Consider the following 25,076-nt stretch of genomic DNA (forward strand, 5'->3'; position numbering starts at 1 on the left):
TCATGGATCTGCAATCAGGAGGGGAGATGACCACATTCTACGATTTTTCAGCCAATACGCTGAAGGGTGAAACACAGCCGATGCATGCTTTTGAAGGAAAAGTGGTGCTGGTGGTGAACACGGCCAGCCAATGTGGCTTTACGCCGCAATATCAGGGATTGCAGGCCCTGCATGAGAAATACAGCGCGCAGGGGTTGGTGATTCTGGGTTTCCCCTGTAATCAGTTTGGCCAGCAGGAACCGGGCAGTGGTGATGAAATCAGTGAATTCTGCGAACTCAATTATGGGGTTGGATTCCCGATGTTTGAAAAGATTGATGTGAATGGTCCGCAGCGCCACCCGATGTTCGCCTATCTGACGGAGACACTGCCCGGTTTATTCGGGAAAAAGATTAAATGGAATTTCACCAAGTTCCTGATTAGCCGTGACGGAAAGCCCATCAAGCGGTATGCACCGATCACCAAACCTGAGGCGCTGGAAGCCGATATTCAGGCTGCACTGGACAAATAAAGCAAAAAATAGATAGCGCAAAAAATAGATAGTGCAGAGATGGAATAAAGAATCGATACCCGGGATATGTGACCGGCCGATGAGCATGGGGCCGGTCATTGTATTGACTCTCGGAATTGAGGACCTCGGAGTTGAAGACCTCGGAGTGAGAATCTCTGGGTTACGATTCACTGAACAGAGATCAACTGGAGCTTGCCGGAGATATCTGTTGGCATGCGCTGGCTTTATTCAGAGCAGGTTGCATCGCCTCAATGGAAAGACGGACGCGCTTGGCACCTTCGGTGAGAACTTTTTGGCCAGACTGAGTCAGCGTATGGAGCGGTTGCAGATCCTGCTGATGACACTGAATGGCAGCGACGGTGTGGAACACCCCCAGCGCATACCCCAGGCAGAGTGATTCATTGTGATAGGTTTGGAGGCAGTCATCCATAAATGCTTTTTGAGGATCATTGGCCATTGCGTGTGGCGTTACTGCCAGTACAGACAGCGCTGAGAGAATCAGTGGGATGGTTTTGATTGTTTTTTTCATACACACTTCCTTCCATGTAAGCCATATCTAACCTTTAGCAAAGTGCTGAAAATAAAGCGTGATTTGGCTCTCAGCCTATTCGCTTGGCGTGAAGATAGCGTGATGAAATGTGTGTGACCACACATTTTGGAGTGCATCTTTAAGGCTGATACAGCTTTTCGTAGCTTTTCTGGTGTGCAGCAAAAGTGTACTGACTGACATGATCAACCACACTGATTTTATGGTCTGCGTGCAGCTTTTCGCTGTATTTCCGCAAATGAGTGATGGCATGGTAACGTTTCGAATCTGGCTTTTGTTGCGCCAGATACTGGTTGAGAAACGTGATTTGTACCGAGCTGTCATTGAAGTCACCCAGCGAATCCTGCAGGGTTTTTAACTGTTTGATTTGCTCTTTGATGACTTTTCCCGGAAACAGCGGCGCGAAATATTCCAGCAGATAGCGAAGCTTTTTGCATGAGATTCTGAGTTGATGCAATTGCTCGTCAGGATGGTTGTACCCGACCGCCTGACATAACGACAGGGTTTGACTGAATCGCTTCCAGATTCTTTTTTGTGCTGTCGGCAAGCAGAGTTTTTCCCCGGCAGGCGTCGGTTCGTTTTCCATCTCATTGATCAATCCGGAGATCTGCGCACATTGCTGCGCGTATTCGTCAGATTTCAGCCAGTCTTTCACCTCATGAAATTGTTGCGTGCGTCTGTCCTGCAGATCATTGAAAAAGAGCGTCAGCCCTTGATGGTATTGGTGTTCCAAGGCGTAGAAAAAGGGTTCCATGTTATCCAGATAAACATCCAGATCACGTAACGCATTGGTTTTCTGCATCAATGTTTTGAGGTCATTTTGCAGCATGAGCTTTTGTTCGGGCACAAACAGCGGGCTTAACAGACCAATGATGGCCCGGCAACGTCTCAAAGCCACACGATACTGATGAAGAAATTCTGTATCGTCATCCCGGATCAGCCCGGCTTCATGGCGGCGGGCATGATGAAATTCGCCTTTTAAAAAATGATAGGTTGGCAGATAGATGGCGCTGTCTTTTTTGAGTTTGACCTGGCTTTTTTTTCGTTCAGGTAAGCGAAGTTTGTCCCGTTTATTCATGTTCATTGCGACGACCTCCTCCATAACCATAGTTAAGCCAGTCTTCCAGCGCATACGCCGATGTAAAGCTTTCTACACTATTTTTCAATTTTATGAAATGGCTTGAATTCATGATGTTTCAGGTTTTTTCAGCGATTTCAGATCCTGCGTTGCCAGACAGTACAGCACGCGTCTTCAGGATGGCAAGCAAGCTTTACAAAAGGTTTTTACATTGCATTAACCTTAGTTTTACATTCGGCTTCTCATGGATGCCTCAGTGATGCTAATTCTATAGGTAAGGAATCGCTGAATAGGTCAACAGACCCTAGCAATCAACATGTGAGGATAAACGGATGAGTGAAATGATGAAGAATCCTATGGGCACGGACGGCTTTGAGTTTGTTGAGTATACGGCGCCGACGCCAGAGGGAATTGCCAACCTCAAAAACCTGTTCCGTCTGATGGGTTTTGCAGAAATTGCCAAGCACAAACATAAATCAGTCTGGTTGTACCGTCAGGGTGACATTAACTTTATTGTCAACGGTGAGCAGCACTCGCAGGCTGCGGGCTTTGCCGGCGTTCATGGTGCCAGTGTGAATGCGATGGCTTTTCGTGTGAAAGATTCCAGCGAAGCGCTTGCTCATGCCGTTGAAAACGGCGCGACAGCCTGTCCTGCACAGGCCGGCCCGATGGAGCTGAACATTCCGGCCATTTATGGGATTGGTGAGTCACTGATTTATCTGGTTGACCGTTATGGTGACCACGATATCTATGAGATCGATTTTGATTACTATCCGGATTACAAAGAGCGTCTGGCAGCGCTGGATGCGGGCCTGCATACGCTGGATCACCTGACGCACAATGTGAAGCAGGGCAACATGGATCTATGGGCCGGTTTCTATGAGCGTATCGCGAACTTCCGTGAAATTCGTCACTTTGACATTAAAGGGAAAGTCACTGGCCTGTTGTCCCGCGCGATGACAGCACCATGCGGTAAGATTCGGATTCCGATCAATGAGTCAAGCGATGATAAATCGCAGATTGCTGAGTATCTGGATCAGTACAATGGTGAAGGTATCCAGCATATCGCCTTGAGCACGGACAACATTCTGGAGACAGTTGCACAGCTGAAGAAACACGGTATGCAGTTTATGGATACGCCAGACACCTACTATGAGGGCGTCAACAAGCGTATTCCGGGTCATCAGGAAGATCTGGCGAAGCTGAAAGATCTGAAGATCCTGATTGATGGTGACGAAACCGGTATTCTGCTGCAAATCTTTACCGACACTGTGATTGGCCCTGTGTTCTTCGAGATTATCCAGCGTAAAGGGAATGAAGGTTTCGGTGAAGGGAACTTCCAGGCGCTGTTTGAATCGATTGAGTTGGATCAAATCCGCCGCGGTGTGATTCAAGTTCCAGACAACGCTTAATTCAACTTGCCATCAAATGACAAAGCCCGCAGCACCAGATGCGGGCTTTTTTCTGTGTTTTTTCTGCGTTTAGTCTGGCGTTCTTTTTCTTCGAATGTTCCCGGATGCAAAACTTGCTGAACCGGGCAGTCTCAGATGACTTCGTTATACTCAAAAGAGCTTCACGGAAAGGGATGATCATGCGTTTTCTGGCTCTGTGGTTTCTGGTGTTCATCACTGCGTGTACTGCTCTGCCCGAACCCATTCCTGCCTCTATTCCGGTTCAGAAACAGCTCTACACGCATTCACAAGTGCGCTGTCTCGATCTGCTGACTGATTTTAAGCGGACGGTGCAGGCGCAGGGCGTACAAGATGCGCAACTGGTCTGGGACCCGAGGTTTCCGCATCTGGCCTTTGACCGTTTTAGTTTGGCTATGTTACCTGAGCTGAGCGCTCGCGCAGATCAACAGCAATGGCTGAATTATGTTGCGCATCAGGCCATGACGCAACGACAGACCGAATATCTGAACCTGCCGCGAAAAGCCGGATATCAGGCACAGGCGCTTGAGTTGTGTGCGGCACAACTGGTCCATCGAAGCCTGGGTAATCCGGCTTTCTGGTCTGAACTGATGGGCAATCCGCCGGAATTTCCATCTGATTACGTCATCTGGCAACGGGTGCTGGGGGTATACCCGGTCAGTCAGTTTGTTGCTCGGCCGTCTATCGACAATGAGAAACGGCGTTTAATCAGCCATTTTATCCAGCCTGTCGATGGATACGCGATCCGGTATGCGATGCACGACAAGCCATCGCTGACCCAGTCGCAAATTCGGCAATGGTTTCAGCAGGCGGGGCGGCAATCGGCACTTGCATGGCCGGTCTTGACTGAAGCACAGCAACAACGCTTGCTCCAGTATTATGCGCCCGTTTTTCAGGTTGAAACACGTTCCCGGGATGATTTTCCCGGACAGGTGAAATTCGTCACGACAAGCCAGCCGACCCTGATTACCCGCAAGCCGACTGTTTATACCCACGTGAGTTACACTCGTTTTTATGGTCAAACCCTAATGCAATTGAATTACAGCCTCTGGTTTGCCAATCGCACAGCACGCTCGTCGTTTGATCCCTATGCAGGGCCTTTTGATGGTGTGCTGATCCGACTTACGCTAGACCCGGTCGGACAGCCTTTGATTCTGGACAGCATTCACCATTGCGGGTGTTATCACATGGTGTTTGCTTTATCTCCGAAACTGGAGTTTGCTTCACTGGATAACGCAGTTGAATGGCCGATTCTCCAGAAAATTTATCCCGGAAAGGCGACTGAACATCTGGAAGTCACACTGACTCATGGTGAGCATATGATCAAAGACGTGCATTGGCTGTCATCTGATGAGCCAGCCGCCCGCTCGCTCACTGTCCTCGCTTATCAACAACTCCAAAGCCTGCCAACCCCTGAAAATCATCACCAGAGCCTGTTTGATCAGCAGGGTATGCTGGTGGAAAGTGTTCGTGCAGAACGGTTTTATCTCTGGCCGTTTGGAATTCAATCCCCGGGGACGCAACGCCAGATCGGACATCATGCGACGGCTTTTATCGGCCAGCGCCACTTCGATGCTCCTTTTTTGTTTGAGACGCTCTTTCAAAAACCTTAAAGCTTTTCATTCAGACGGTTACAAAGGGAAGGGATAAAGGGCGTCTCATTTACCGGAAATGAGCTGTATCCGGATTTCTATACTCAGGACATTGCATTATTTTCACAGGGTGTCAGGTGGCTGCCTGTTCTGGTTTATGCCAGGGCATTGCATTGTGCTTTAGAAAAGTACAACGCTTTGACAAGTATCGGCTCTAAACGGAACCCGGACCAGATTCAACGGGTATCTGCTATTGGTAATCGTATGATAATAAAAAATCTTTCAGCGCTATTTTTTACATTTTCAATTGGCTTTTCATCTGTGGCTGATGCCCGTGCGGGTTCGGATTGGCAGGGCGCTCAGAGATCTGATTCGGCAGCCCGATCAGCGATATTTCCTCTGGACAGGAAAGCTGTCGCATTTGAGCAAGTGACCTTTGATCTTGAAATTGGCACCATCGCGCAAAGCGACTGGGGGCAGTTCAGAGTGAAACTGGATCGATTGCGCGATCGTCGGGGAAAACCGGTGGGTTCCGGGTATGTGAATGTGTTCTTTTATCCGGATTCCGGTTCAAGCGCAGGAACGCCCGTCTGGTCAGTCGATAATCTTTATGTGGCTGGTTCCGCCGCCGAAACGGGCAAAACGCTCAAGCACAAGAAGAAAGTTCATGGAGGCAATGGTTATCATGCCTGGGCTGGCGATGATGCCTGGGAAAACAATGCCTGGGGAAATAGCGACTGGGAAAGCGATGACTGGAGAAAACCCAAACGTCGCGGATCTCATTCAGCAGCTTCAGTGGGTCGGCGGGCCGATGCGGCGGTTTATTTTGATTTACGTCCGGGAACAGATGGTGAAGGGGTGGTTCAGCACGTCAGAGCGACGGTTCTTTTCTCGCCGCAGCCCTTACCGACGGTGACGGACATCGTTCAGTTTGCCGCACAGTTTTCACCGCTGATGTATCCGGTTCGTGCCACCCTCGTCAAAGCTGAAGGGGCGGGGCATGTTGATGGCCGGACCAGCCCGGTTTCCTCGACGATTCCCAATACACTGTCGCTTGGCAGACCACCACAGCCGATTTTGCCCGCACCGTCACTTCCGGATGATCTCAGCTTTCCGATTCAGGTGATTCAGGCGAATCAGCCAAATCTGGACTCAGCCTGGAACCAATGTGTGCCGATCGCCAGCGCCAACGCGTTGCAGTATCTGGAAGAGCGGTATGACAATCTGCCGCTCGCCTGGCGAGTCCCGCAGCTACATATTCGCGGTATTGGTCAGATTGGTACAGCCGGTGATGTGTTGATCTGGACGCCGGTTCCGGAAAACAGTCTGGTCGCCAATATTGACAGTTATGGTCGTCGGGATAACGTTCATGATCTGGACACCGGCTCTTATACAACCTTCTGCGGGTTGATCCGTGGATTGTTCGGGTATCTGGCCGATCCTGTTTCAGGCCCGCTTGATGGGGTTCATTTCCGCCATCAGGGGAGTAACTCGATGGTACTGGGTGATAATGCTGATTGTGATAACGGAACGGTGATCATGGGCGGCATGACGTCGCAGCGAGAAGGTGACTTCCCGACATGGGAATGGATATTTAACGAGCTGTCGCAAGGCCGTGCCGTGACCATTCTTTTCAGTTGGTATGACATTAACGGAGACTGGAAAGGGGGCCATAGTGTTCGGGTGTATGGTGCTGCGCTGATCAATAACAAGCATTACATCATGACGCTGGATGATGGTGCGCAGGGGGATAACTTCAGCAATGTTTCCGATCCAAGAATTCAGCAATGGGAAGTGGAAGACACCGGGCGGCCGGGCCTGGACGGGGTACCCGACGGGCGACTGAATATGGACGGGATGAGCTGGGAGATAGACTTTGCGCTGTCTTTCGAGGCGAAACCTACGCTGTTGATTCCTTGATGACCGTTTTTGGCATGTAAAAAAGCGGGAGGTTTTCTCCCGCTTTTCCATGATAGCTCTCTCTGAGTTGGGGCTAGCCCATAGGTGCTGATTCTTCTGCTGTAGCCGGAACACCGTGCCATTGGAAGTGATGGTTTGGCTTTTTGCTGACTAAGCCTTCTTGCATCATTTGGTGGAACACGGCATCGACCTCATCTGTGGTCAGTTTCAGCGCCCGGATGATGGCACGTTTCGAGCAACTCACGGCATTCGATGCCAGCGCGCCGACTACGCGATCATAGGGGGGAAGCTGGTCTTCAGATTCGGCCTGATTTGTCTGCTTCTCGTGTGCTGCTTCAAGGGCGAGTGTAGCCAGACCGGCTGTTGGACTGGCTGCGTTTTCCCTTGTTGTCGATTCTCTGACTGTCGCTTCTTTTGTCGCGTTTTCTGCACTGTGCGCTGGATTGAGCACGGCGTCAGATGGTCGCACTGTCGTATCCGACACATAAATTGCGTGCTTTCGGTTGAAGTTTTGCCGGAAACGCAGCTCTTCTCCAATCAGTCCGACAAAGAAAGCAGCAAAGAAATCCAGCAAAATAGACAGGAAAATCACCAGTCCTAACTGTGCTGCTTCAGTGCTGACTTTGAGGGTTTTGGCCAGACCGTCGATCAGACCCAGTACTGATCCCTGACTGACAACGGGCAGGTTGTCTCTTTCGATGGCCAGCGCTTGCTGTTGTTTTCGAAGTTTACTGTTTTCACGCTGAATCCGGGTGACCCCGGTGGCGATGCGCGCCATCTGGATATATTTCTGCGCAGCCACATTATTCAGGGCAATCTGTTTTTCGATGGCTTCAATTTGCATGTTGTAGGCGTTGATTTTGCTTTGTTGCACGCTGACATGGCTTTGTGCCTGATTGGTGGCGCTCTGAATGCCGCCGACTGAGCCACCGATAGAAATCGCAGCCAGTACGGAATAGAACGCAAAGGCTGAGGCGGCACCGGTATAGCTGCGTCTGGCGCGTCGCTCGCCAAATTCATACCAGGCAAAGAATTTACCCAGTTCGAAAATGACTGCCAGCCCACCGAACAGAACCTGCATGACCGGGTTCTCGTCGATAGATAAAAACAGCAAGAGTGAAAAAATGATGGATGCCAGAATGGAGGCTCCGGTAAAGCTGTACACCGTCCACATGGCAAAACGGCCTTTCGGAAAGCGTATCGCCCCTTTCCCGGGAATTGCGTTGTCTGAAACCATAAGTGCGTTTTTCATTGGCCCGGCTGTGTGCCCGGCACAGTTGTGATCGATTGGCGGGCAAGGATACCGGAAAAAGCGTTCAGACCGTATGAAATTACCGGGAAATCAGGTCTTGAGCCGGAAATTTGCACAGGCTTGTCATAACTGGTGAAAGCTTACCCATCTTCGGGCGTAATATTCCTACCAGGCTTTCGGATAAGCCTTGGCGATCATGACACAATTGTCGATAAAGTGATCACGGTTCTGATTTTTTTATCCGGGATGAAAGAACAGTCAAGTGTTGCTAAATCCTGTCGCATACTCGCCGCATTGGATTGATGCCAAGGTATCGGTTTGCTTTGGTGTGAACGATAAGAATGGCTCAGCAAAGCCATCAGTCTGACAAAGGATACAAATAGTGACACTTCCGAAATTCACATATCATCCAGATCCACTGGCAACCGGTGCCGTCGTGAAAAGCATGAAAGTTTGCGACTGTTGCGGGGAAGCGCGTGGATACCTGTACAGCGGCAGTATTTATGCACAGCGTGATATTGAGTGGCTGTGCCCTTGGTGTATTGCTGATGGCTCGGCTGCAAAAGCGTTTAAAGCTTATTATTCAGATGACTTTCCGTTAGATGGCGCGGGATTGAATCGCGATGTGATCGCTGAAGTTTGCCAGCGCACCCCGGGCTATCAATCCTGGCAGCAGGAAGTCTGGCTGGATCACTGCGGCGATGCCTGCGAGTTTCATGGCTTTGCTGAGCGAGAGGAACTGGAAGCTTTAAGCGGACAGGCACTGCAGGCATTTTTGAGCCGTCATTTGCTGAAGGCAGAAATCTGGCAGGATATTCTGAGAACGTACGAGAAGGGCGGGAACCCGGCGGTTTACAAGTTCAAATGTCGCCATTGTGGCGAAATCCTTTACGGGATGGATTTTCTGTAAACGCAACGCCAGTTGCAGAAACGGCGTCCTGTTGCGTCGCCACACACTGAGCTCTCATTTTTGTGGTCGGATGTTGTGGTTATGTTGCGGAAAGGTTAGATTGAAAACTCTAATTTTTCTTTGAGGAATCAACATGGACGCAATGCTTCAGCAGTACCCGGTGATCACTGAAATTCCTGTCGCCTGGGGTGAAATGGATGCCCTGAATCATGTGAACAACGTGGTTTATTTCCGTTATTTCGAAACCGCACGACTGGATTATTTCAAAGAAGCGTCTTTGATGGACGATATCAAAGATACAGGTGTCGGGCCGGTGCTCGGTGAAACCAGCGCTCGCTATCGACTGCCTGTGACTTACCCGGATACCCTGCTGGTTGGTTCGAAAGTCACCCGGATTGAAGAGGATCGCTTCACCATGGCGTATGAGATCTTCAGTAAAAAAATGGGTGCGGTCACCACACGCGGAACTGCCCTTGTGGTGATGTTTGACTTTAAAAACAACACCAAAGCTCAAATTTCTCCAAAGCTGCGCGAGACCATCGAAGCCATTGAGGCCCGCAAAGTACAGCCTGCTAACGCATCCATATGATAGACCGAACAGGAAGACTCATGCTCAGCTCCTATACTCAGTGAAGGAGCTGACTGAGGAGCCTTGCATGTATATTGTTACGGAGCACAATATTCAGGACATCGAGCTGTTTTCAAAAAAGGCGGGTTCGGCTTTGGGGCAGCCGCCGGAAGCACTGCATTTACAGACGGCGTTGCTTGATAAAGACAACCGTTGTTGCCAGTGTGTCTGGGAAGCCGACTCCATCGAAAGCGTGCAGGGATATCTTGATCCCGAGTTCGGTGCCGCGTCCATCAATGTGTATTATCTGCTCGATCCGGATTCGGCTATCGGGTGAGACCATCATCAGTTGCAGAAACAAAAAAGCGAGCCGAAGCTCGCTTTGGGTTTCAGTCTGCTGAATTTATTTGCCGGCAATACTCAGACCGTTGAAGCGAATTTTCGGCGCGAAGAAATCACGCTCATAATCGTTCTCCAACTGATTCCCGACGGCATCAATCGCCTTGATCATCTGGTAGAAGTTCCCGGCCACGGTAATGCCACGAACCGGCTGAATACGCTTGCCGTCGCGGCACAGGAAGCCACTGGCACCGAAAGAGAAATCGCCGCTGATGGCATCAGCACCGGAATGGACGCCTTGTAACTCAACCAGTTCCAGATATTCACCTGCGGTGACTTCCGCGTCGGAGCTTTGGCCTTCAGCAATCACCAGATGGCGTGGTGCCACGCCCAGACCGCCTTTCGCGGAACGGGAGGCGTTCGCCGTATTGGCGATGTCGAAATAACTGGCCGTATGGCTGTTATGCAGCAGGCTTTGCAACTGACCCTCACCAATCAGTATGGTGTCCTGCGTTGCGAAGCCTTCGCTGTCGAACGCTTTGATGGCCGAACCGCCTTCGATGTAAGCCATATCACTGACGGTCAGCAGCGGACTGGCCACCTGCTGATGCAGCGACTCGCGCCAGGGGTTGATCCCTTTCATGGCCGACTGGCCAGACAGGCACATGCCGAACGCGCTGAATAAACTGCTCAGTTCACTCAGGTTGAAGATCACCGCATACTTGCCGGTTGCAATCGGGCCGCCGTCTAACAAAGCCATAGCGGTTTCGACACCCTGGCTGATGCAGTATTGTGGGTCCAGCTCTGCAAAGCGGCGACCGGATGACATGCCACCGTGCATGGCCTGTTTGCCGTCCTGATCAACCAGAGCATAGGCATAGCAGTACGTAGAGCGCTCTCTGTGCTGACAATAGCTGCCACGGGTATTGGCCAGCAGACTCAGGCTGTCGGACTCGCCAAAGCCATTGTAGGGCGCACTTTTCGCCCCTTTGTCGATCACGCCTTTTTCCAGAGACAGCGACAGGGCGATCTTCTGTTCAATCGTTGCGTCATCCGGCTGATAAATTTCCGGATGCTCCGTCGTCAGACGGCTGTTTTCGGCCTGAATGCGCTGATGCGCGTCCGCTTTGGTGTATCGGGCACTTTGCAGCGCCTGTTCCACCATCAGTTTCAGGCTGTCCGGATGGAGCGATTCAGAATAACTGGTTGCGACTTTGTCGTCTTTAGCCACACGCACGCCAATGACCTGACCTGAGGTGACTTTGTATTCGTCCAGCTCGCCGTTGTTAGCTTTCAGCGACAGGTTATGGCTGCTGCTGGCCAGAACATCGGCTTCTGCACCGGCTGCAGTTGCCAGTGCCAGCACTTGTTCCATAGCATGCTGCAGGGTTTGTTGATCCGCCATCAGTTACCTCCCACCAGAATATTGTCTACTTTCAGCGCGGGCTGACCCACGGTTGTCGGTACTGAACCACTGACCGAGCCGCACATCCCGGCGGCCAGTTCGAAATCCTGTCCGACCATACTGATTTCTTTCAGAACTTTTGGCCCGGTGCTGATCAGCGTGGCTGATTTCAGTGGACGGGTAATTTGACCGTTTTCGATCAGGTAAGCTTCCTGAACAGCAAAATTGAATTCACCTGTCCCGGGCTGGACTGAGCCGCCGCCCATCTTCTTGGCAAAAATGCCTTTCTCGACGCTGGCAATCATTTCATTCAGGCTGCTGTCGCCCGGTTCAATGAAGGTATTGCGCATGCGGGAAGTCGGCGCATATTTATAGGATTCACGACGGCCGGAACCTGTCGGTGCAAAACCGGTTTTCTTTGCGCCCATCTGATCCACCATGAAGCTGGTGAGCTTTCCGTCTTTGATTAACTGTGTGCGCTGAGTCGCCATGCCTTCATCGTCAATATTGATGGAACCCCATTCATTTTCCATGGTGCCGTCATCGACTGCACTGACCACAGGATTGGCGATCATTTCGCCCATCTGGTCGTGGAATACGGAAGCTTTTTTGGCAACAGCAGTGGTTTCCAGCAAGTGGCCACAGGCTTCATGGAAAATCACGCCGCCGAAACCGTTGCCGATGATCACGGGCATTTCGCCCGATGGACAGTTATCCGCCGTCAGTTTGATCATCGCCTGTTTGGCAACCTGCTGACCCAGTGTCGTCGGATCAATGCGGGTGTTGAATTCCCAGCCGGTCAGCGCGCCCGGTGCTTCGAAACCGGTCGATTGCTCACTGCCGTTTTGTGCCACCGCAGTTGCCGCAACGCGGGTGTAATGACGGGTATCGCCAATATGCAGACCGTTCGAGTTGAAAATTTCAATTTGTTGCTGGCGTTGCAGAATCCGGCCAATGAACTGAGCGATTTTTTCGTTTTCCGCACGGGCGGCTTTGTCGGTGGCGCGCAGGAAAGCAATTTTCGCTTCCAGATTGGCATCCTGAGACAGGGGCTGGCGTACCGGATGGCGGTCGGTCAGTCGGGTGAAGTTCAGTGCGGCCGCCTGGATCATCTGGTCGCGGCTGTCTTTGGCCGCCAGCAGGCTGGTGACACGTTTCAGTTCTTCTTCTTCGGTGCTGTTGGTGTAGCCGTACAGTACTTTATGGCCGAAGAACAAACGGATACCGATTCCAAAGTCGATACCGCCGTTAATTTTGTCGACATCGCCAGCATTGAACTCGACAGAGCCCGACTGGTGGTGCTCGACGAACAGTTCGGCGAAATCTGCGCCGAGAAACAGCGCATGGTCGATGACGGCTTTCGCCGTTGATGGGTTTAGCATAATTGCTCCTTGCGAAAATTCAGGTGGCAAGTTGATCCCAAATCATTGATAAACAATAGCAGTAATCAGGCTTTTTTTGCCAAAGCGCATAAGATTTCTTCCAGCTCATTCCAGGGCAGGATGTCTTTGTCGATGACTTCGATGCGGGACTCAAACCCTTCCAGGGTGAGTTCATTGACCGAGACTACCCGATTCACGACGTTAAATGCAAAACATCCGCGTTCGGTATTGACCACGGCTTTGACCCGCTGTGCGTTCAGGTTGGTAAACAAGGTAAAGAGTTGTGAGAAATCGAACACTAAATCGGTAGCGAAAAACCAACCGCAGCTGTGATAGCCCTGACCGTGGTTTTCTCTGCGCACAAAGGTTTCCCCCGGTGCCAGCTCCAGACCCGGTAGCGGCGCTGCTGCGTCATCGCTGTGATGATGGTGATGGCTGTGCGCAGCTTTACGCGCAATGCGTGGCATTTCCAGCAGTGACAGATCCAGTTGCCCCTGCTCAACCTGCGCAATCAATTGCTTGGCCGGATCGCATTCGCTGGCGTATTGATCGAACATCAGCAGATCGTAATCTGAGCAGGCATCGATTTTGTTGGCAACCAGCACATCGGCCAGCGCAATCTGATCCTGAAAATTCTGGTTATCAGTATAGAGGCTATCTGAAAACTGACGTGGATCGACCAGCGTAATCGTCGCCTTCAGGTCGATATATTTTGCATAGCTGTCAGACGTCAGCTTATTGATGATCTCTTTCGGATGGCCCAGTCCGGTCGGCTCCAGCAACAGGCGATCCGGCTTTTGTGCCAGCAGTGCATTGATGCCAACCGACATCGGTAAGCCGGCCACACAGCACATACAGCCGCCCGGCACTTCTTTGACGATCGCACCTTGTTGATCCAGCATCGCGCCGTCAACGCCGACATTGCCGAATTCGTTAATCAGAATGGCCCATTTTTCGTCGGCTGGCTTGCGTGCCAGCAGCGACAGGATGGCGGTGGTTTTTCCGGCACCCAGAAAGCCGGTAATGATGTTGGTCGGAATAGGTTTGCTGATGGTCATTGTGAATCCGTCTTACCGCAGAACTAAGTGATGGTCATCATACTGCATCGTGGGGCGGGAAATGAAGGGGAAGCTGAATTCAGCGTTAGTTCGTCGGTTTTCTATACTGATTTTTTATCGCTATATTGGTGTAAAGGTGATTATTTTCCCGGGATGGGTGGGAAAGGGGGTGTTATTTATTGAAAAGTTGCTCTTAACTATTTACGTCATCAATCTATTTTGGTGGCTGCAATAAAAACGTCAAAAAAAATTGTTTAACTAGCGCCGCATTTATATTTTAGGAACGAAGATGAAACACGTAATCAAGCCTCTTATTTTAGCCGCAGCCACTTCTACAATTTCTTTTTCGGCTTTATCGGCAGAAATTAAAAACGTCATCTTAATGATTGGTGATGGCATGGGCCCGCAGCAGGTTGGGTTACTGGAAACTTACGCAAAGAATGCGCCGCATTCCATTTATCAAGGCGAAACCACCGCTTTATATAAGCTTGCCCAGGAAGGGGTGATTGGTTCCTCGCTGACGCATCCGGGCGAAGCCATTGTGGTTGATTCGGCCTGTTCAGCGACCATGCTGGCGACCGGTGTTGATACGGCTTCTGAAGTCATTGGGATTGACGCCAAAGGGAACCCGGTTGAAACCGTACTTGAAAAAGCGAAGCGTCTCGGGAAAGCGACCGGTCTGGTGTCTGATACCCGTCTGACCCATGCCACTCCGGCAGCATTTGCGGCGCATCAACCACACCGCTCTCTTGAAAACGACATTGCATCAGACATGCTGGCAACCGGGGCAGATGTCATGCTTTCCGGTGGTTTACGTCACTGGATCCCTCAATCGGTGAATGAGAAAGGTGCAACGTATAAAGCCCTTCAGACACTGACGCACGGTGATGTGAAACTGAAATCCAAACGTAAAGATGAGCGGAATCTGCTGACGGAAGCAAAAAGCGATGGTTACAGCCTGGCATTTAATAAAGATATGCTGGAACACGCGCAAGGAAATAAGCTGCTGGGCTTGTTTGCTTATTCGGGGATGAAGGACGGGATTGCTTACAGTCAGACCAAAAACGACCCGAAACGAACGGAGCCAACCCTGAAAGAAATGACTGAAAAAGCAATTCAGGTGCTCTCAAAAGATAAAGACGGCTTTTTCCTGATGGTTGAAGGCGGTCAAATTGACTGGGCCGGTCATAGTAATGATGCGGGAACCATGCTGCATGAAATGATTAAATTTGATGAAGCGGTGAATTCAGTTTATCAGTGGGCCAAAGGCCGTGACGATACCTTAATTATTGTCACCGCAGACCACGAAACGGGCTCATTTGGCTTCAGTTATTCTTCCCAGGATTTGCCGGCACCTGAAAAACGTCCGGGCAAGGCATTCCAGAAGCAAGCTTATGCGCCGAATTTCAACTTTGGTAAATTTACAATTTTAGATGGCCTGTACAACCAGAAGATGAGCTACGCGACGATGTTCAGCGCCTTTGACGGCTTGGATAAAACCCAGCAAACACCAGAGAAACTGGCTGAAATTGTGAATGAGAACAGTGAGTTCCCAATTACGGTTGCTCAGGCTGCTGACGTGCTGAAAACCAAGCCAAACCCGTACCACTATGACAACCATAGTTATCTGTCTGCTGAGCAGGTGCCTGCGGTTAATGACTTTGACGCTTACTTCCCATACAACGACCGAGGCAACTTACTGGCTCGTGAACAGGCAACCGCGCAAAACACCGTCTGGGGTACAGGGACACACACACATACACCGGTGAACGTCTTTGCCTGGGGACCAGCGAAGCAGATTCTGCCAGTTTCGAAAATCATGCATCACTCAGAACTGGGTGAGTTTATGAAGGAAATAGTGAAGTAGACGTTGCTGAGGGTTCTGCGCCTTCGTCTTGTCTGTTTTCTGCAAAACGGTTAAAAACGGCCCTGAGTATCCGGGGCCGTTTGATGATCCGGACTTGTTCATGAGCATCGTCCACGTTTCTCTGTAGTTGCCGCATCAGCAGTGTAGGAATACTCATTTTTGAGGGTTCTCATCACTTTGCTTTCCTTATCGCATTCGCGACATATGCTTAATAAAAGTGTTGCTGACAAAATTACCTGTGGGCGCGTCCGGGGTTTTTGCTGGAGCTTTTGCAGGTTGAAGTGACAGGAGTGGTCTATGAATGTCGGGTTGTTTGAATCCTTGCCGATCTCTCTCGTTTTTGCTGGCATTGCGTTGTTCATGCTTGTTTTCTGTGAAATCGGGTATCAGTTTGGCTTCCATGCGCATACGCGCAGGGATAAGGAAGCACCAGGCACCCTGGGTTCTATGGTGGGGGGCTTGTTGGGGATGCTGGCTTTTGTGCTCGCCTTTACATTTTCGATGGCTTCTTCTCAGCACGAACTCAGACGAAATAATGTGCTGGAAGAAGCCAATGTCATTGGAACCGCCTATTTGCGGGCCGATTTGCTGGATGAGCAATCCGGTGAACAAGTGAAACACCTCCTGAGAGACTATGTCGATATCCGTCTGAACGCTGCAAGTGGCGGTGATATCAATCAAGCGATAAAAAAATCAGCTGAGATCCATCGGCTTTTGTGGAGAGAGGTCTCTGCGGCAGCCACTGCGCAACCGAGTCCGATGACCTCTTTAATGGTTCAGGCCACGAATGATGTCATTGATATGCATGAAAAAAGAGTCACGGCTGCGTTGCGAAACCGGATCCCGACCAGTATCTGGATTGCGTTAGCTGCAATCACCGCGCTTGCCATGATTGCTTTGGGGACACAGGTTGGTTATACCGGTAACCGAAGGCTGATTGCCGTGATTCCTCTTGTTCTTGCTTTTGCGGTGCTGGTAACACTCGTCGCGGATCTCAATCGGCCGCAGAAAGGGCTGATTACGGTCAGCCAGCAGTCGATGATTGAGCTGAGGCAAAGTATGGGAACGGAATAAGGCCAGTTTTTTGCAAGTAGTTTTTTGAAAGTGATTTTTTGCAAGTGGTTTTTTGAAAGTAGTTTTTTGCAAGTGTTGCCGGGTAACAGACCATTCCGGAGCCGTTGCAGTGACCCCGGGGATGGTCTGTTGTCTTTTCAAACGACGTTTTTTCTAACGACGCATTATAGCTGCGCGTTGATTTGGGCGATCTCCTCGCGCCACTGTTGTTGCAGCTGTGGCTTCTGATGTTTCGGTCGCCGGTTCAGGTCATCTTCCAGCAAAGTTTCCAGCACGATCAGGCGGTTCAGCAGATGTTCCTCGTTGGTCAAGGTCGTGCTAGCCAAAGCGGACTTTACCTCAGGCTCACTCTGTTGAGATTGAGAAGCAGACTGTGTCGCTTTGACTGAAATTTGCTGATAGACCGCATCGGGTGACAGAAATTCAGTTAACACGCCATCCTGAATCAGCCAAAAGCGGTTACAGCTTTGCTCAATCAGACTGCGATCATGGCTGACCAGTAATGTTGCGCCTTCGAATTGATTCAGTGTCTCAATCAGTTCTTCTTTGCCTTCCATATCAAGATGGTTGGTTGGCTCATCCAGAAACAGCAGGTGGTAACGGGCTAACGTGAGTCCGACAAAGAGCAATCGTGCACGTTCACCACCACTTAAAGACGCGACGGCCTGCGTATGTCTGGCATATTCAAAGCCTGCATGAATCAGAGCACGCTTACATTGTTCACTGCTGAGTGAGGCAAATGACAGCAAAGCATCACTGATGCTGTCCTGATCATGAAGCTGTTGCAGCGACTGATCGTAATAGCCTAATCGGCAGCGTTCGTGAAACGTGACGGCGGGTTGTGTCTTTGCCTGAGAAGCACTGTGCATCAGGTTCAGCAACGTCGATTTACCACAGCCGTTATGGCCTAACACGGCAATCCGATCGCCACTTTTGATACGCATATCGCTCATTTCAAATAAGGTGTGATCGCTTTCCGGTGGCTTAATTGTGAACGACGTGACTTCAACCAGTCGGTTGGCAGGCAATGCCTCGCCCTGAAGTTGCAGTCTCCACGGTGTGCCTTCGCTCAGTTCAGTTTGTTCCTCCTCTAAACGTTCTTTTCTGGCCAGCATGGTTTTCGCTTTCCGGGCCAGATCTTCGTTGTCATACACTTTGCCCCAGGTGGCGAGCCGTTTTGCGCTCTTGGCAATCCGATCGATCTCTTTTTGTTCGCTGAAATGACGAAGCTTATCGGCTTCATCTTTCTCTTTGAGGGCTGTTCGGGCCTGTGAACAAGGCAACGCAAAATGGTGCAGCGCCTGATCCCGCATGATCCAGGTGGTGTTGGTGACGGCATCGAGCAAGGTCTGATCGTGAGAGACCAGCACGAAAGCGCCTTTCCAGGCGGATAAAAATTGCTCCAGCCAGAGCAGGGAAGGTAAATCCAAGTGGTTACTTGGCTCATCCAGCAGCAACAAATCTGGCTGGTGGATGATCGCGCGGGCCAACAGCAGCCGCATCTGCTGGCCACCACTGCAATTGGCGACGGGCATCTGCCACTCTGAAGGGCTGAAGCCTAATTCATCCAGCAGTAATTCTGCTCGCCAGTATTCATCTTCAGCCAGTGTGTCTGCCAGTGCCGAGAGGACTGTTGCAGACTGTAAGGTTTGCGGAATGTGCTGTTCGACATAACGCACCAGACAGGATTTGGCTGTTGCAATTTGCCCATGACTGGCTTCCAGTTGCCCGTCTAACAGCTTTAAAAGGGTGCTTTTCCCGCAGCCGTTATGGCCGATCAAGCCGATTTTATCGCCTTGATTGATGGTGAAGCTTAAGTCTTTAAAAAGAGACGTTGAAGTGTATGCAAGGGTTAGGGATTGTGCAGTTAAAAAAGTACTCATAATGTTCTCAAGAATTTTGGGCGTAAAAAGCCGTTGTCAAAGCTGACAATAATTCTTCGAGCATGAGGAAAGGACTCGGGTTGACGCTATCGGTCGATGATGAATATTCCGCTCAAGTCGAGATTATCGCAGCGCGATATCAAAAACTCTTGAGCGGACATCAATACTAAAAAAGCGTGGGTTGATTGAACACCACTGTGACATAAATATCCTCCTTTGTTTACGTTTGGGAAAGTGTTTCCACTTTCGGTGAATCGGTGGCGATATTTTAGAGTGATATGCAGTGATGTACACATTTCATGTGTTTAAAACTTCAGAAAGAGTGGGGTTGATCAAAAAATGGAAACGTTATGACGCCAAGTGGAAAGAGAGTTGGTTTTTTGTTTTGTTGTCACCTCCTGCAATAAGGAGATAAATGAACAATTGGCAGCTAATTCCGGGGGAGAGCATCGCTCGCCTCATGGCATCGAAGTTGGTAATATCTTTCATATCAGACAGATAACGGAATTATTGCCATGAGGCTCAATCAATATCTGAGTAAAATTGAACAGGGAGAAGCGATAAACCTTGATCGTTTTATTGCCTGCCTGCCGTATTCTGACCCTCAGGAATGGCGCAAGATTTATCAGGCTACCCGAAGGCGTGGTGGTTATCAGCTCACGATCCTTGACCCGGAAAGACATAAAGCACTGTTTACGCCGCTGGTACAGGATAGGATAAGCGCGGCTAAAACGGGTCGCTCCCATGACTTTCCCGGCAGTTTCGCGCATATTCTGGTTCTGAATCGCTGCTGTGAATCTCAGCTCCCTTTTGTGGTGCTTTCGGATGCAAGTGGATTTAAAGTTTGCGGCAAGCTTGTTGGCAAACAAGCTGTGATCATTGAAAACCAAGAAAACTTCTATCGTTATCGGGCTTTTATGGATGTGATTCACCAGTCAGGTCTGGCGGAAAACTGCGATATATTGCTTGGTTCCGGGAATCAGATTTGTCATCAGCTCAACCAGCGTTTTTTGTCGAGGTATGAGGTTATTTATTGCGCTCAGGATCTGGATGCTGGTGGTTTGTCTATCTATCAAAGCCTGAAAAAATCACTGCCTCAGTGCCGCTGGCTGGCACCGCCTGATTGGGAAATCCACAAGGAGAAATTCAGGCTCGCCCCCAAAAATGCTGATCAGCTCGTTAAGGCCATAAAATTGGCCCGTGAGTTGGGACTCACACAAGAAGCGGATTTGATGAACCAAACACGCGCCTTTTTAGAGCAGGAAGCTTTGCTGCCTGCATTACCACAGGATTAAGCTATGCAAAACGACGCTATCGACAACCTGCTCATCAGTATTTCACGACTGGTTGCGGTTGACTCGGCAGGTGTGGCTATCGCCGAAATTGACCTTCGTGAAGGCGGTATACTGATTGGCGGAGGTAATATAGGAAAAACCTCTATTCTTAATGCGATTCGGCTTTTTTTGCTGCCGGAGGAGAATTTCAAAAGCTCAGCAAAGAAATTCGGATTTTCAGATAAAGAAGGAAAGTTTTTCTCCGATGATGAGAGCTTCGAACATTATTTCCCAAGCACCAGCAGCTTTTTGATCCTTGAGTGCGATAATTACTTGGGCGGGCGACTGCCCCATTGCCAGATTCTCTATCGTGGCAGTGCAGATAAGCTTGATTACCGACGGATGTTCACTTCGCTTCGTTATGAGCAGATCCGCCATTTGTTCTGGGACGCCAGTGCTGGGGATGACGGTATCGGAGGTCGTGTTGAGGGGCTGAGCCCAACTAAAGTGCAGACATTTCTTAAACGTGAAGATAAGTACTTTAAGCCTTTAATGCGTTCTGCTGCGATTAAAGAGGTCATCTACGCGAATCAGCTGCTCGATACTGATGCGATGCGCTTTTGTCTGTTTCCACTCAGCACGACAGATGATGCAAATGTGGACGCCTTTCGGGCCTTGGTACGGCTGTTGTTTGATATGAAAACGGGCTCGGATACAGTGCGTCTGGCGGTTGCGAATATTATCGAATCGCAGAAGAAAGAGCGTAAAGATGAGCTTAACTTCGATATTGATGCCTTCATTGAACATAACGAAGCACTCGCTCGCCGTGAGCGACTTTTAAAAAATATTGACAGCCTGCGCCCGGAATTTGACAGGCTGTCAGCCAGTCATCAGGCGTTGATGCGAAATAAAAACGCTGAAGATGCGTTGATGCAATACGCCATGATGGTGCAAAACCGGATTGAGAAAGCATGCACCGACATTGGCCTGGAAGAGAGCCAACTGAAGCTGATGGAAAATCGTGTCAGCGGTTTACGTAAAGAATGGAGGGAAACGGAAAGTTCGCAAAAGAGCCTGGAAGGTGAGCGTAAAACACTTTGTCGTCAACAGACAAAGCTCGATGAAGTGGTACAGAAAACGCAGTTGCTGGTGAGCCAGTATGACGAAACAGACACCCTTGAGATGATCATCGAAGGCCACCGCGAACATCTGGCTGAGAAGCAGCATGAGTTGGCACTCAAGTTAGACGCTGAAAAGCGTCAGGAAGAACTGCTGGTGCTGACTCAGGAGATCAGCAAACTCGAGGCTTCGGAGCAGCGCTATCAGGCGTCGGTTGAGAGTCAGGAATTTAAGCTGTTTAACCAGTTGACTGAGTCGGTCTGGCTGAAACTGGCTGCATTGAATTCTGACGTGGCGGAGGCGAATCCGGGTCGGGTGCTGTCACCTTCGGAATCTCAGGTGATCGAAGCCTTTGCTGATTTGATCCAACCCGATGAATCTGGCTATGAACTGCTTGGCGCAAAACTTGAGGCGGTATCTCTTGATAAGCGTGAGTCGGATCAAAGCCGATTGGATAAAGTTCGTGCGGTTCTTGAAGGAAAGCGCAAGCGGGCGTCTGAAATCAGCGCGATGGATAAAGAAAGCCGTTTTGAACAGGTGAAAACCATCACGACCCTGAAAACTGAAATCAGCCGTACTGAGACGGAAATCGATCTGCTGTTGGCATGCAAAAGCAATACGCAGCAACTACACAACCTGAATGAAGAGTTAGAGGTCGTTGAAAACAAGCAGCTGGTGCTGAAGCGGCAGTTTGAAAGTCAGCAGGAGGTGTTCTTTCAAGAGCAGCAGGCGTACAGCGTGCAGCAGGAAAAAGTCACAGAGATGAAATCTCAGCTTGAAAAGCTGACGCAGTACCAGCAATCCGCCAAAGTTCAACTCGAAGCCCATGGCCTACCGACTCTTAATTTCTCTGTGATGCCCGATCAGTCATTGCCACTGACGGAGGATCAGTTGCAGACTTGTATCGACAATCTTCAAAGTAAGCGGGAAGCAAGAGCCGAGATTGCAGAGAGAATCCGGGACTTTGTACGCAACCAGGTTCTTGAGAACGACGATCAGCTAATGAGGCCGTTTATTGAGGATGAATTGCTATCCCATGCGTTCGAGCAACTTCAGTCACGTTATCAGGGGCTGGAAGAGGAGTTTGATATTCTGCGCAAAAACTTCGTTGAACATAAGCACTCGATTCATAGCATCATCAATGAGCTGAAGAATAACCGGGAGATTGTGCGTCAATTTGAGCAGAGTATTAACCGGGCTTTTGCCAATGTGAGGATTAACGATCTGGTGCAGGTTGAAGCGGAGATCAAAGTAGAAGCTCGATTCAACGATTTGGTGGGAGAAATTGAGCATCTGGATACCCATTCCGATCAAAAAGCTTCTGAGCAGTTTATTGAACGTCTCAAAGCTTTCAGTCAGAAATTCTTCCCGGATGGGAAAACCGCTTTGCTGACGATGGAACAGATTGTGGCCGGTATTGCTTACCGGGTGAAAAAACAGGGCCAGACAGGTTTGGAGAGTAAGTCCCAGTCCACCTCAACCATTATGCTGATTAACCTGAAGCTGGTGGAGATTTTACTTGGTCGTTTGAGAAACAAAGCCTGCACGACGCATTTCCCACTGATCATTGATGAGGGTGCCTCTGTAGACAGCTCTCAGTTTGACTGGCTGCTGCCAAATTTAAAACAGGCAGGGTTCAGGGTGTTGAGTGCATCAACCAACTCGGCATCAAGCGAAATCATTTTCAAATTTGGCCAGCATTTCCGTTTGGATGCGATGCGTACTGCAACGCCGTATCATCCTGCCCGCACCATTGCTTTTACCGGAATGCCAGATAGCTTTGTGACGAAGGGCAGCGTGCTGGACAGAGAGCAGTTGGTTATGTTTGGAGAGGCAGATGAGTGATCAACGACTGCTGACGATCCCGACTTTTGGCATCATGCTTGAACATCATACGATTATGCGGGACGTGATCCGCGAGATGGACGAAGCTGGGGAGCCCTATGTACACGAAGCCAAATTTGTTGCCCGGCTGCACCGCTATATGCAGGGCTTGAACCGGGACAAACGGAAACAGCTGCGCACGGCATTCTCAACCGATAATTTGCTGGCGGCGCATATTCTGGTGGATAAAGATGAATTTGGCGGAGAGAGCCGGCTTATTTTTGACCGCTCAGTCATCGGCGTGTTTCGGCTGTTTGATCGCAGCCTGTTCCAGGACTTAACCGATGTGGCACTGAAAACGCAACTGGGTGGCCTCCGCTTGCTGCTTGATCAGCTCGAATCAGGTTCGGTCCTGTTTAGTGATGCCGATCTTGACTACAAAGAGCTGATGGATGAATTGTTTCATCGCCTGAGTGAGCTGCTGAATAGTATCCGACTGAATCTGGTTAAAATGCAGACGATTAACCAGGAACTGAGTGAAGCGAGTGAACAAGCGGCCAAAGCGGAAAATCCTCAGGCATTCTCTTTGTTGCAGCGGGAGTCTATTGGCAAAATTTCTCATTTGTTGTCGCGCCACATTTTACCAACCCGGCAGTTTCTGGATGAAAAGAGTCGCCTGAAAGATGGCCCTAATTTGTTTGAGTGTCTGCAAAAGTTGCGTCGCCAATTTGAATTGCATCAGGACTATCAGCGGGCAACGGCAATGCTGAGATATGAAATTAGCTTTAATAGCTTTCACAATCAAATTAGTAAGGTCTCTCATTCCGTTGATCAGTTTCTGGCTCGCTCCAAAAAGCGTCTTAAGCAGTTTAATGCCATTGAGGCTGCTTTCGGCGAATTGGCTGATGCGTTAGATGCGACTCGGCATAACCTTAAACGGAGTCTGATTGACGGAGAGTTTGCTCGCAAAAACGGCGCGTTTATGGGCCTGATGCAGCAGGCGAGGCCCAAGGTGCTGCGCATCAGCAGTTCTGAAGCCTATCTCAATAATGTGGTGAGTGACATTGAGGCGAGGGTGGCTGACCAGAATCTGCTGATACAAAACCGATATGTAGAGCTGACCAGTTCAAAAGATGACTCGACTGAACGCAGGCTGGCACGTGCCGAACAGATCTATCATCTGGTCAAACAGATGCAAATGGCCGAATATCATGATTTGACTTTGGCATTGCATCGCAGGTTAAAAACAAACCTTGCGGGATATCATTTCGTAGACTTGCTTGAAGGGCTCAATTTTGTTCTTCGGGGTGATGAGATTCTGGATGAGCATCACGTGAAGGTGACCAACTACCGCAATCGTCTGGCACAAGATGAGACCGTTTATTTATATCGAAAGATCAGAACTGAGAGAGTGAAGCAATGACGACGGCTTTTTCACAAATCAATATGGCAAAAAGCCAACAGATTTATACGACGTTTGTAAACGGCAGGGTGATCACCAAGCAGATATACGATATTTATCAACATGCGTTTATCGACAGTCCTCTTTATACTGAGTTGTACAGTCATCTGGAGCATTTTACTCTGCTCTACCAGCATATTGGCTATAACCTCAACTTCAACGTAGAAGGCGAGTTTTTCTATATTAGCCGTAGTGAAGCTGAAGAAGATGCTGATACTAACGCGACTAAGATTCAGGCGATGTTATTGATTATTGCACGCTACTGGGTAGACAAAGGTTTTGATCTGGATGATCTGGCAACCCCTGTCATCGGTTTAGGGCGAACGGCTCTTGACGAGATCGCAGAGCAAGCCATTTACAAAGATATTCGTCAGGCACTTGGCATGGAAACCTGGGATAAGGCCATTACTTATCTTGCCGACCGTAATTTTCTCTATCCCTGCGGTGATAAGCATTATGTTCTCAGTTCTGCTGGAATGCATTTTTTGAACCTGCATGTGGAGAAGTACTCAGAAGAAATGGCGCAGTAGTTCGCTATGGATTTTTAATTTCACGCAATTGAGCAGCTCAAATCATTGTGTTG

Annotated in this window: 20 protein-coding genes; 13 read left to right on the forward strand and 7 right to left on the reverse strand. The window is 49.7% G+C overall.

Annotated features, from left to right (window positions below):
• Positions 1 to 26 precede the first annotated feature (26 nt).
• Complete coding sequence (locus EA58_RS17360; protein WP_036755769.1) at positions 27 to 509, forward strand: glutathione peroxidase; 483 nt, start codon at positions 27 to 29, stop codon at positions 507 to 509.
• A 181-nt stretch (positions 510 to 690) separates the two neighbouring features.
• On the opposite strand, the gene EA58_RS17365 is transcribed toward EA58_RS17360, so the two are convergent.
• Both EA58_RS17365 and EA58_RS17370 read right to left on the reverse strand, forming a co-directional pair.
• Positions 691 to 1,038: a hypothetical protein gene (locus EA58_RS17365; protein ID WP_036755772.1), complete on the reverse strand. Its 348-nt coding sequence runs from the start codon at positions 1,036 to 1,038 to the stop codon at positions 691 to 693.
• A gap of 139 nt (positions 1,039 to 1,177) precedes the next feature.
• Positions 1,178 to 2,140 carry a CHAD domain-containing protein gene (locus tag EA58_RS17370; protein WP_036755775.1) on the reverse strand — a complete coding sequence of 321 codons (963 nt, stop codon included), beginning with the start codon at positions 2,138 to 2,140 and terminating at the stop codon, positions 1,178 to 1,180.
• A 326-nt stretch (positions 2,141 to 2,466) separates the two neighbouring features.
• On the opposite strand from EA58_RS17370, the gene hppD reads away from it, so the two are divergent.
• The 3 genes from hppD (at position 2,467) to EA58_RS17385 (ending at position 7,076) form a co-directional block, all read left to right on the forward strand.
• Positions 2,467 to 3,546 carry a 4-hydroxyphenylpyruvate dioxygenase gene (gene hppD, locus EA58_RS17375; RefSeq protein WP_036755778.1) on the forward strand — a complete coding sequence of 360 codons (1,080 nt, stop codon included), beginning with the start codon at positions 2,467 to 2,469 and terminating at the stop codon, positions 3,544 to 3,546.
• 179 nt (positions 3,547 to 3,725) lie between these two features.
• Positions 3,726 to 5,177, forward strand: a complete 1,452-nt coding sequence (locus EA58_RS17380; RefSeq protein ID WP_036755834.1) for a hypothetical protein — start codon at positions 3,726 to 3,728, stop codon at positions 5,175 to 5,177.
• A 408-nt stretch (positions 5,178 to 5,585) separates the two neighbouring features.
• Positions 5,586 to 7,076: a type I phosphoribosyltransferase gene (locus EA58_RS17385; protein WP_152548098.1), complete on the forward strand. Its 1,491-nt coding sequence runs from the start codon at positions 5,586 to 5,588 to the stop codon at positions 7,074 to 7,076.
• A gap of 73 nt (positions 7,077 to 7,149) precedes the next feature.
• Here the strand turns inward: EA58_RS17385 and EA58_RS17390 are convergent, their stop codons facing one another.
• Positions 7,150 to 8,250, reverse strand: coding sequence for a Preprotein translocase subunit SecY (locus tag EA58_RS17390; RefSeq protein WP_152548099.1), 1,101 nt, complete (start codon positions 8,248 to 8,250; stop codon positions 7,150 to 7,152).
• A 460-nt stretch (positions 8,251 to 8,710) separates the two neighbouring features.
• On the opposite strand from EA58_RS17390, the gene EA58_RS17395 reads away from it, so the two are divergent.
• The 3 genes from EA58_RS17395 (at position 8,711) to EA58_RS17405 (ending at position 10,143) form a co-directional block, all read left to right on the forward strand.
• Positions 8,711 to 9,238 (forward strand): CbrC family protein, encoded by a 528-nt coding sequence (locus EA58_RS17395; RefSeq protein ID WP_036755783.1) that lies wholly within the window; start codon positions 8,711 to 8,713, stop codon positions 9,236 to 9,238.
• Positions 9,239 to 9,371: 133 nt separating this feature from the next.
• The gene (locus tag EA58_RS17400; protein ID WP_036755786.1) at positions 9,372 to 9,827 is read left to right on the forward strand and encodes an acyl-CoA thioesterase; all 456 of its coding nucleotides are present in this window, start codon (positions 9,372 to 9,374) and stop codon (positions 9,825 to 9,827) included.
• Between the two features lie 67 nt (positions 9,828 to 9,894).
• The gene (locus EA58_RS17405; protein ID WP_036755789.1) at positions 9,895 to 10,143 is read left to right on the forward strand and encodes a hypothetical protein; all 249 of its coding nucleotides are present in this window, start codon (positions 9,895 to 9,897) and stop codon (positions 10,141 to 10,143) included.
• 66 nt (positions 10,144 to 10,209) lie between these two features.
• Here EA58_RS17405 and EA58_RS17410 read toward each other — a convergent pair whose 3' ends face one another.
• From EA58_RS17410 to EA58_RS17420, 3 genes are all read right to left on the reverse strand, one after another.
• Positions 10,210 to 11,550 carry a TldD/PmbA family protein gene (locus EA58_RS17410; protein WP_036755791.1) on the reverse strand — a complete coding sequence of 447 codons (1,341 nt, stop codon included), beginning with the start codon at positions 11,548 to 11,550 and terminating at the stop codon, positions 10,210 to 10,212.
• Positions 11,550 to 12,932 (reverse strand): TldD/PmbA family protein, encoded by a 1,383-nt coding sequence (locus tag EA58_RS17415; protein ID WP_036755794.1) that lies wholly within the window; start codon positions 12,930 to 12,932, stop codon positions 11,550 to 11,552. Before EA58_RS17415 ends, EA58_RS17410 begins: the two co-directional genes overlap by 1 nt.
• Positions 12,933 to 12,997: 65 nt before the next feature.
• Entirely contained in the window at positions 12,998 to 13,990 is a 993-nt protein-coding gene (locus EA58_RS17420) for a CobW family GTP-binding protein (RefSeq protein WP_036755797.1), read from the reverse strand.
• Positions 13,991 to 14,279: 289 nt separating this feature from the next.
• Here EA58_RS17420 and EA58_RS17425 point away from each other — a divergent pair, with 289 nt between their 5' ends.
• Both EA58_RS17425 and EA58_RS17430 read left to right on the forward strand, forming a co-directional pair.
• Entirely contained in the window at positions 14,280 to 15,857 is a 1,578-nt protein-coding gene (locus tag EA58_RS17425) for an alkaline phosphatase (protein WP_036755799.1), read from the forward strand.
• 297 nt (positions 15,858 to 16,154) lie between these two features.
• Positions 16,155 to 16,931 (forward strand): bestrophin-like domain, encoded by a 777-nt coding sequence (locus EA58_RS17430; protein WP_036755801.1) that lies wholly within the window; start codon positions 16,155 to 16,157, stop codon positions 16,929 to 16,931.
• A 164-nt stretch (positions 16,932 to 17,095) separates the two neighbouring features.
• On the opposite strand, the gene EA58_RS17435 is transcribed toward EA58_RS17430, so the two are convergent.
• Complete coding sequence (locus tag EA58_RS17435; RefSeq protein WP_036755804.1) at positions 17,096 to 18,814, reverse strand: ABC-F family ATP-binding cassette domain-containing protein; 1,719 nt, start codon at positions 18,812 to 18,814, stop codon at positions 17,096 to 17,098.
• A gap of 515 nt (positions 18,815 to 19,329) precedes the next feature.
• Here EA58_RS17435 and EA58_RS17440 point away from each other — a divergent pair.
• From EA58_RS17440 to EA58_RS17455, 4 genes are read left to right on the forward strand one after another with little or no spacing between them, the layout of a single operon-like run.
• Entirely contained in the window at positions 19,330 to 20,109 is a 780-nt protein-coding gene (locus EA58_RS17440; protein ID WP_036755807.1) for a Wadjet anti-phage system protein JetD domain-containing protein, read from the forward strand.
• 3 nt (positions 20,110 to 20,112) lie between these two features.
• Positions 20,113 to 23,052: a coiled-coil domain-containing protein gene (locus tag EA58_RS17445; protein WP_036755810.1), complete on the forward strand. Its 2,940-nt coding sequence runs from the start codon at positions 20,113 to 20,115 to the stop codon at positions 23,050 to 23,052.
• Positions 23,045 to 24,454: a hypothetical protein gene (locus EA58_RS17450; protein WP_036755813.1), complete on the forward strand. Its 1,410-nt coding sequence runs from the start codon at positions 23,045 to 23,047 to the stop codon at positions 24,452 to 24,454. Before EA58_RS17445 ends, EA58_RS17450 begins: the two co-directional genes overlap by 8 nt.
• A complete protein-coding gene (locus tag EA58_RS17455; RefSeq protein WP_036755816.1) occupies positions 24,451 to 25,023 on the forward strand; it encodes a condensin complex protein MksE in 573 nt (190 codons plus the stop codon). The genes EA58_RS17450 and EA58_RS17455 overlap by 4 nt, the downstream gene beginning before the upstream one ends.
• The last annotated feature ends 53 nt before the right edge of the window (positions 25,024 to 25,076 follow it).

This window comes from Photobacterium galatheae (assembly GCF_000695255.1).
GTDB classification, from domain to species: domain Bacteria; phylum Pseudomonadota; class Gammaproteobacteria; order Enterobacterales; family Vibrionaceae; genus Photobacterium; species Photobacterium galatheae.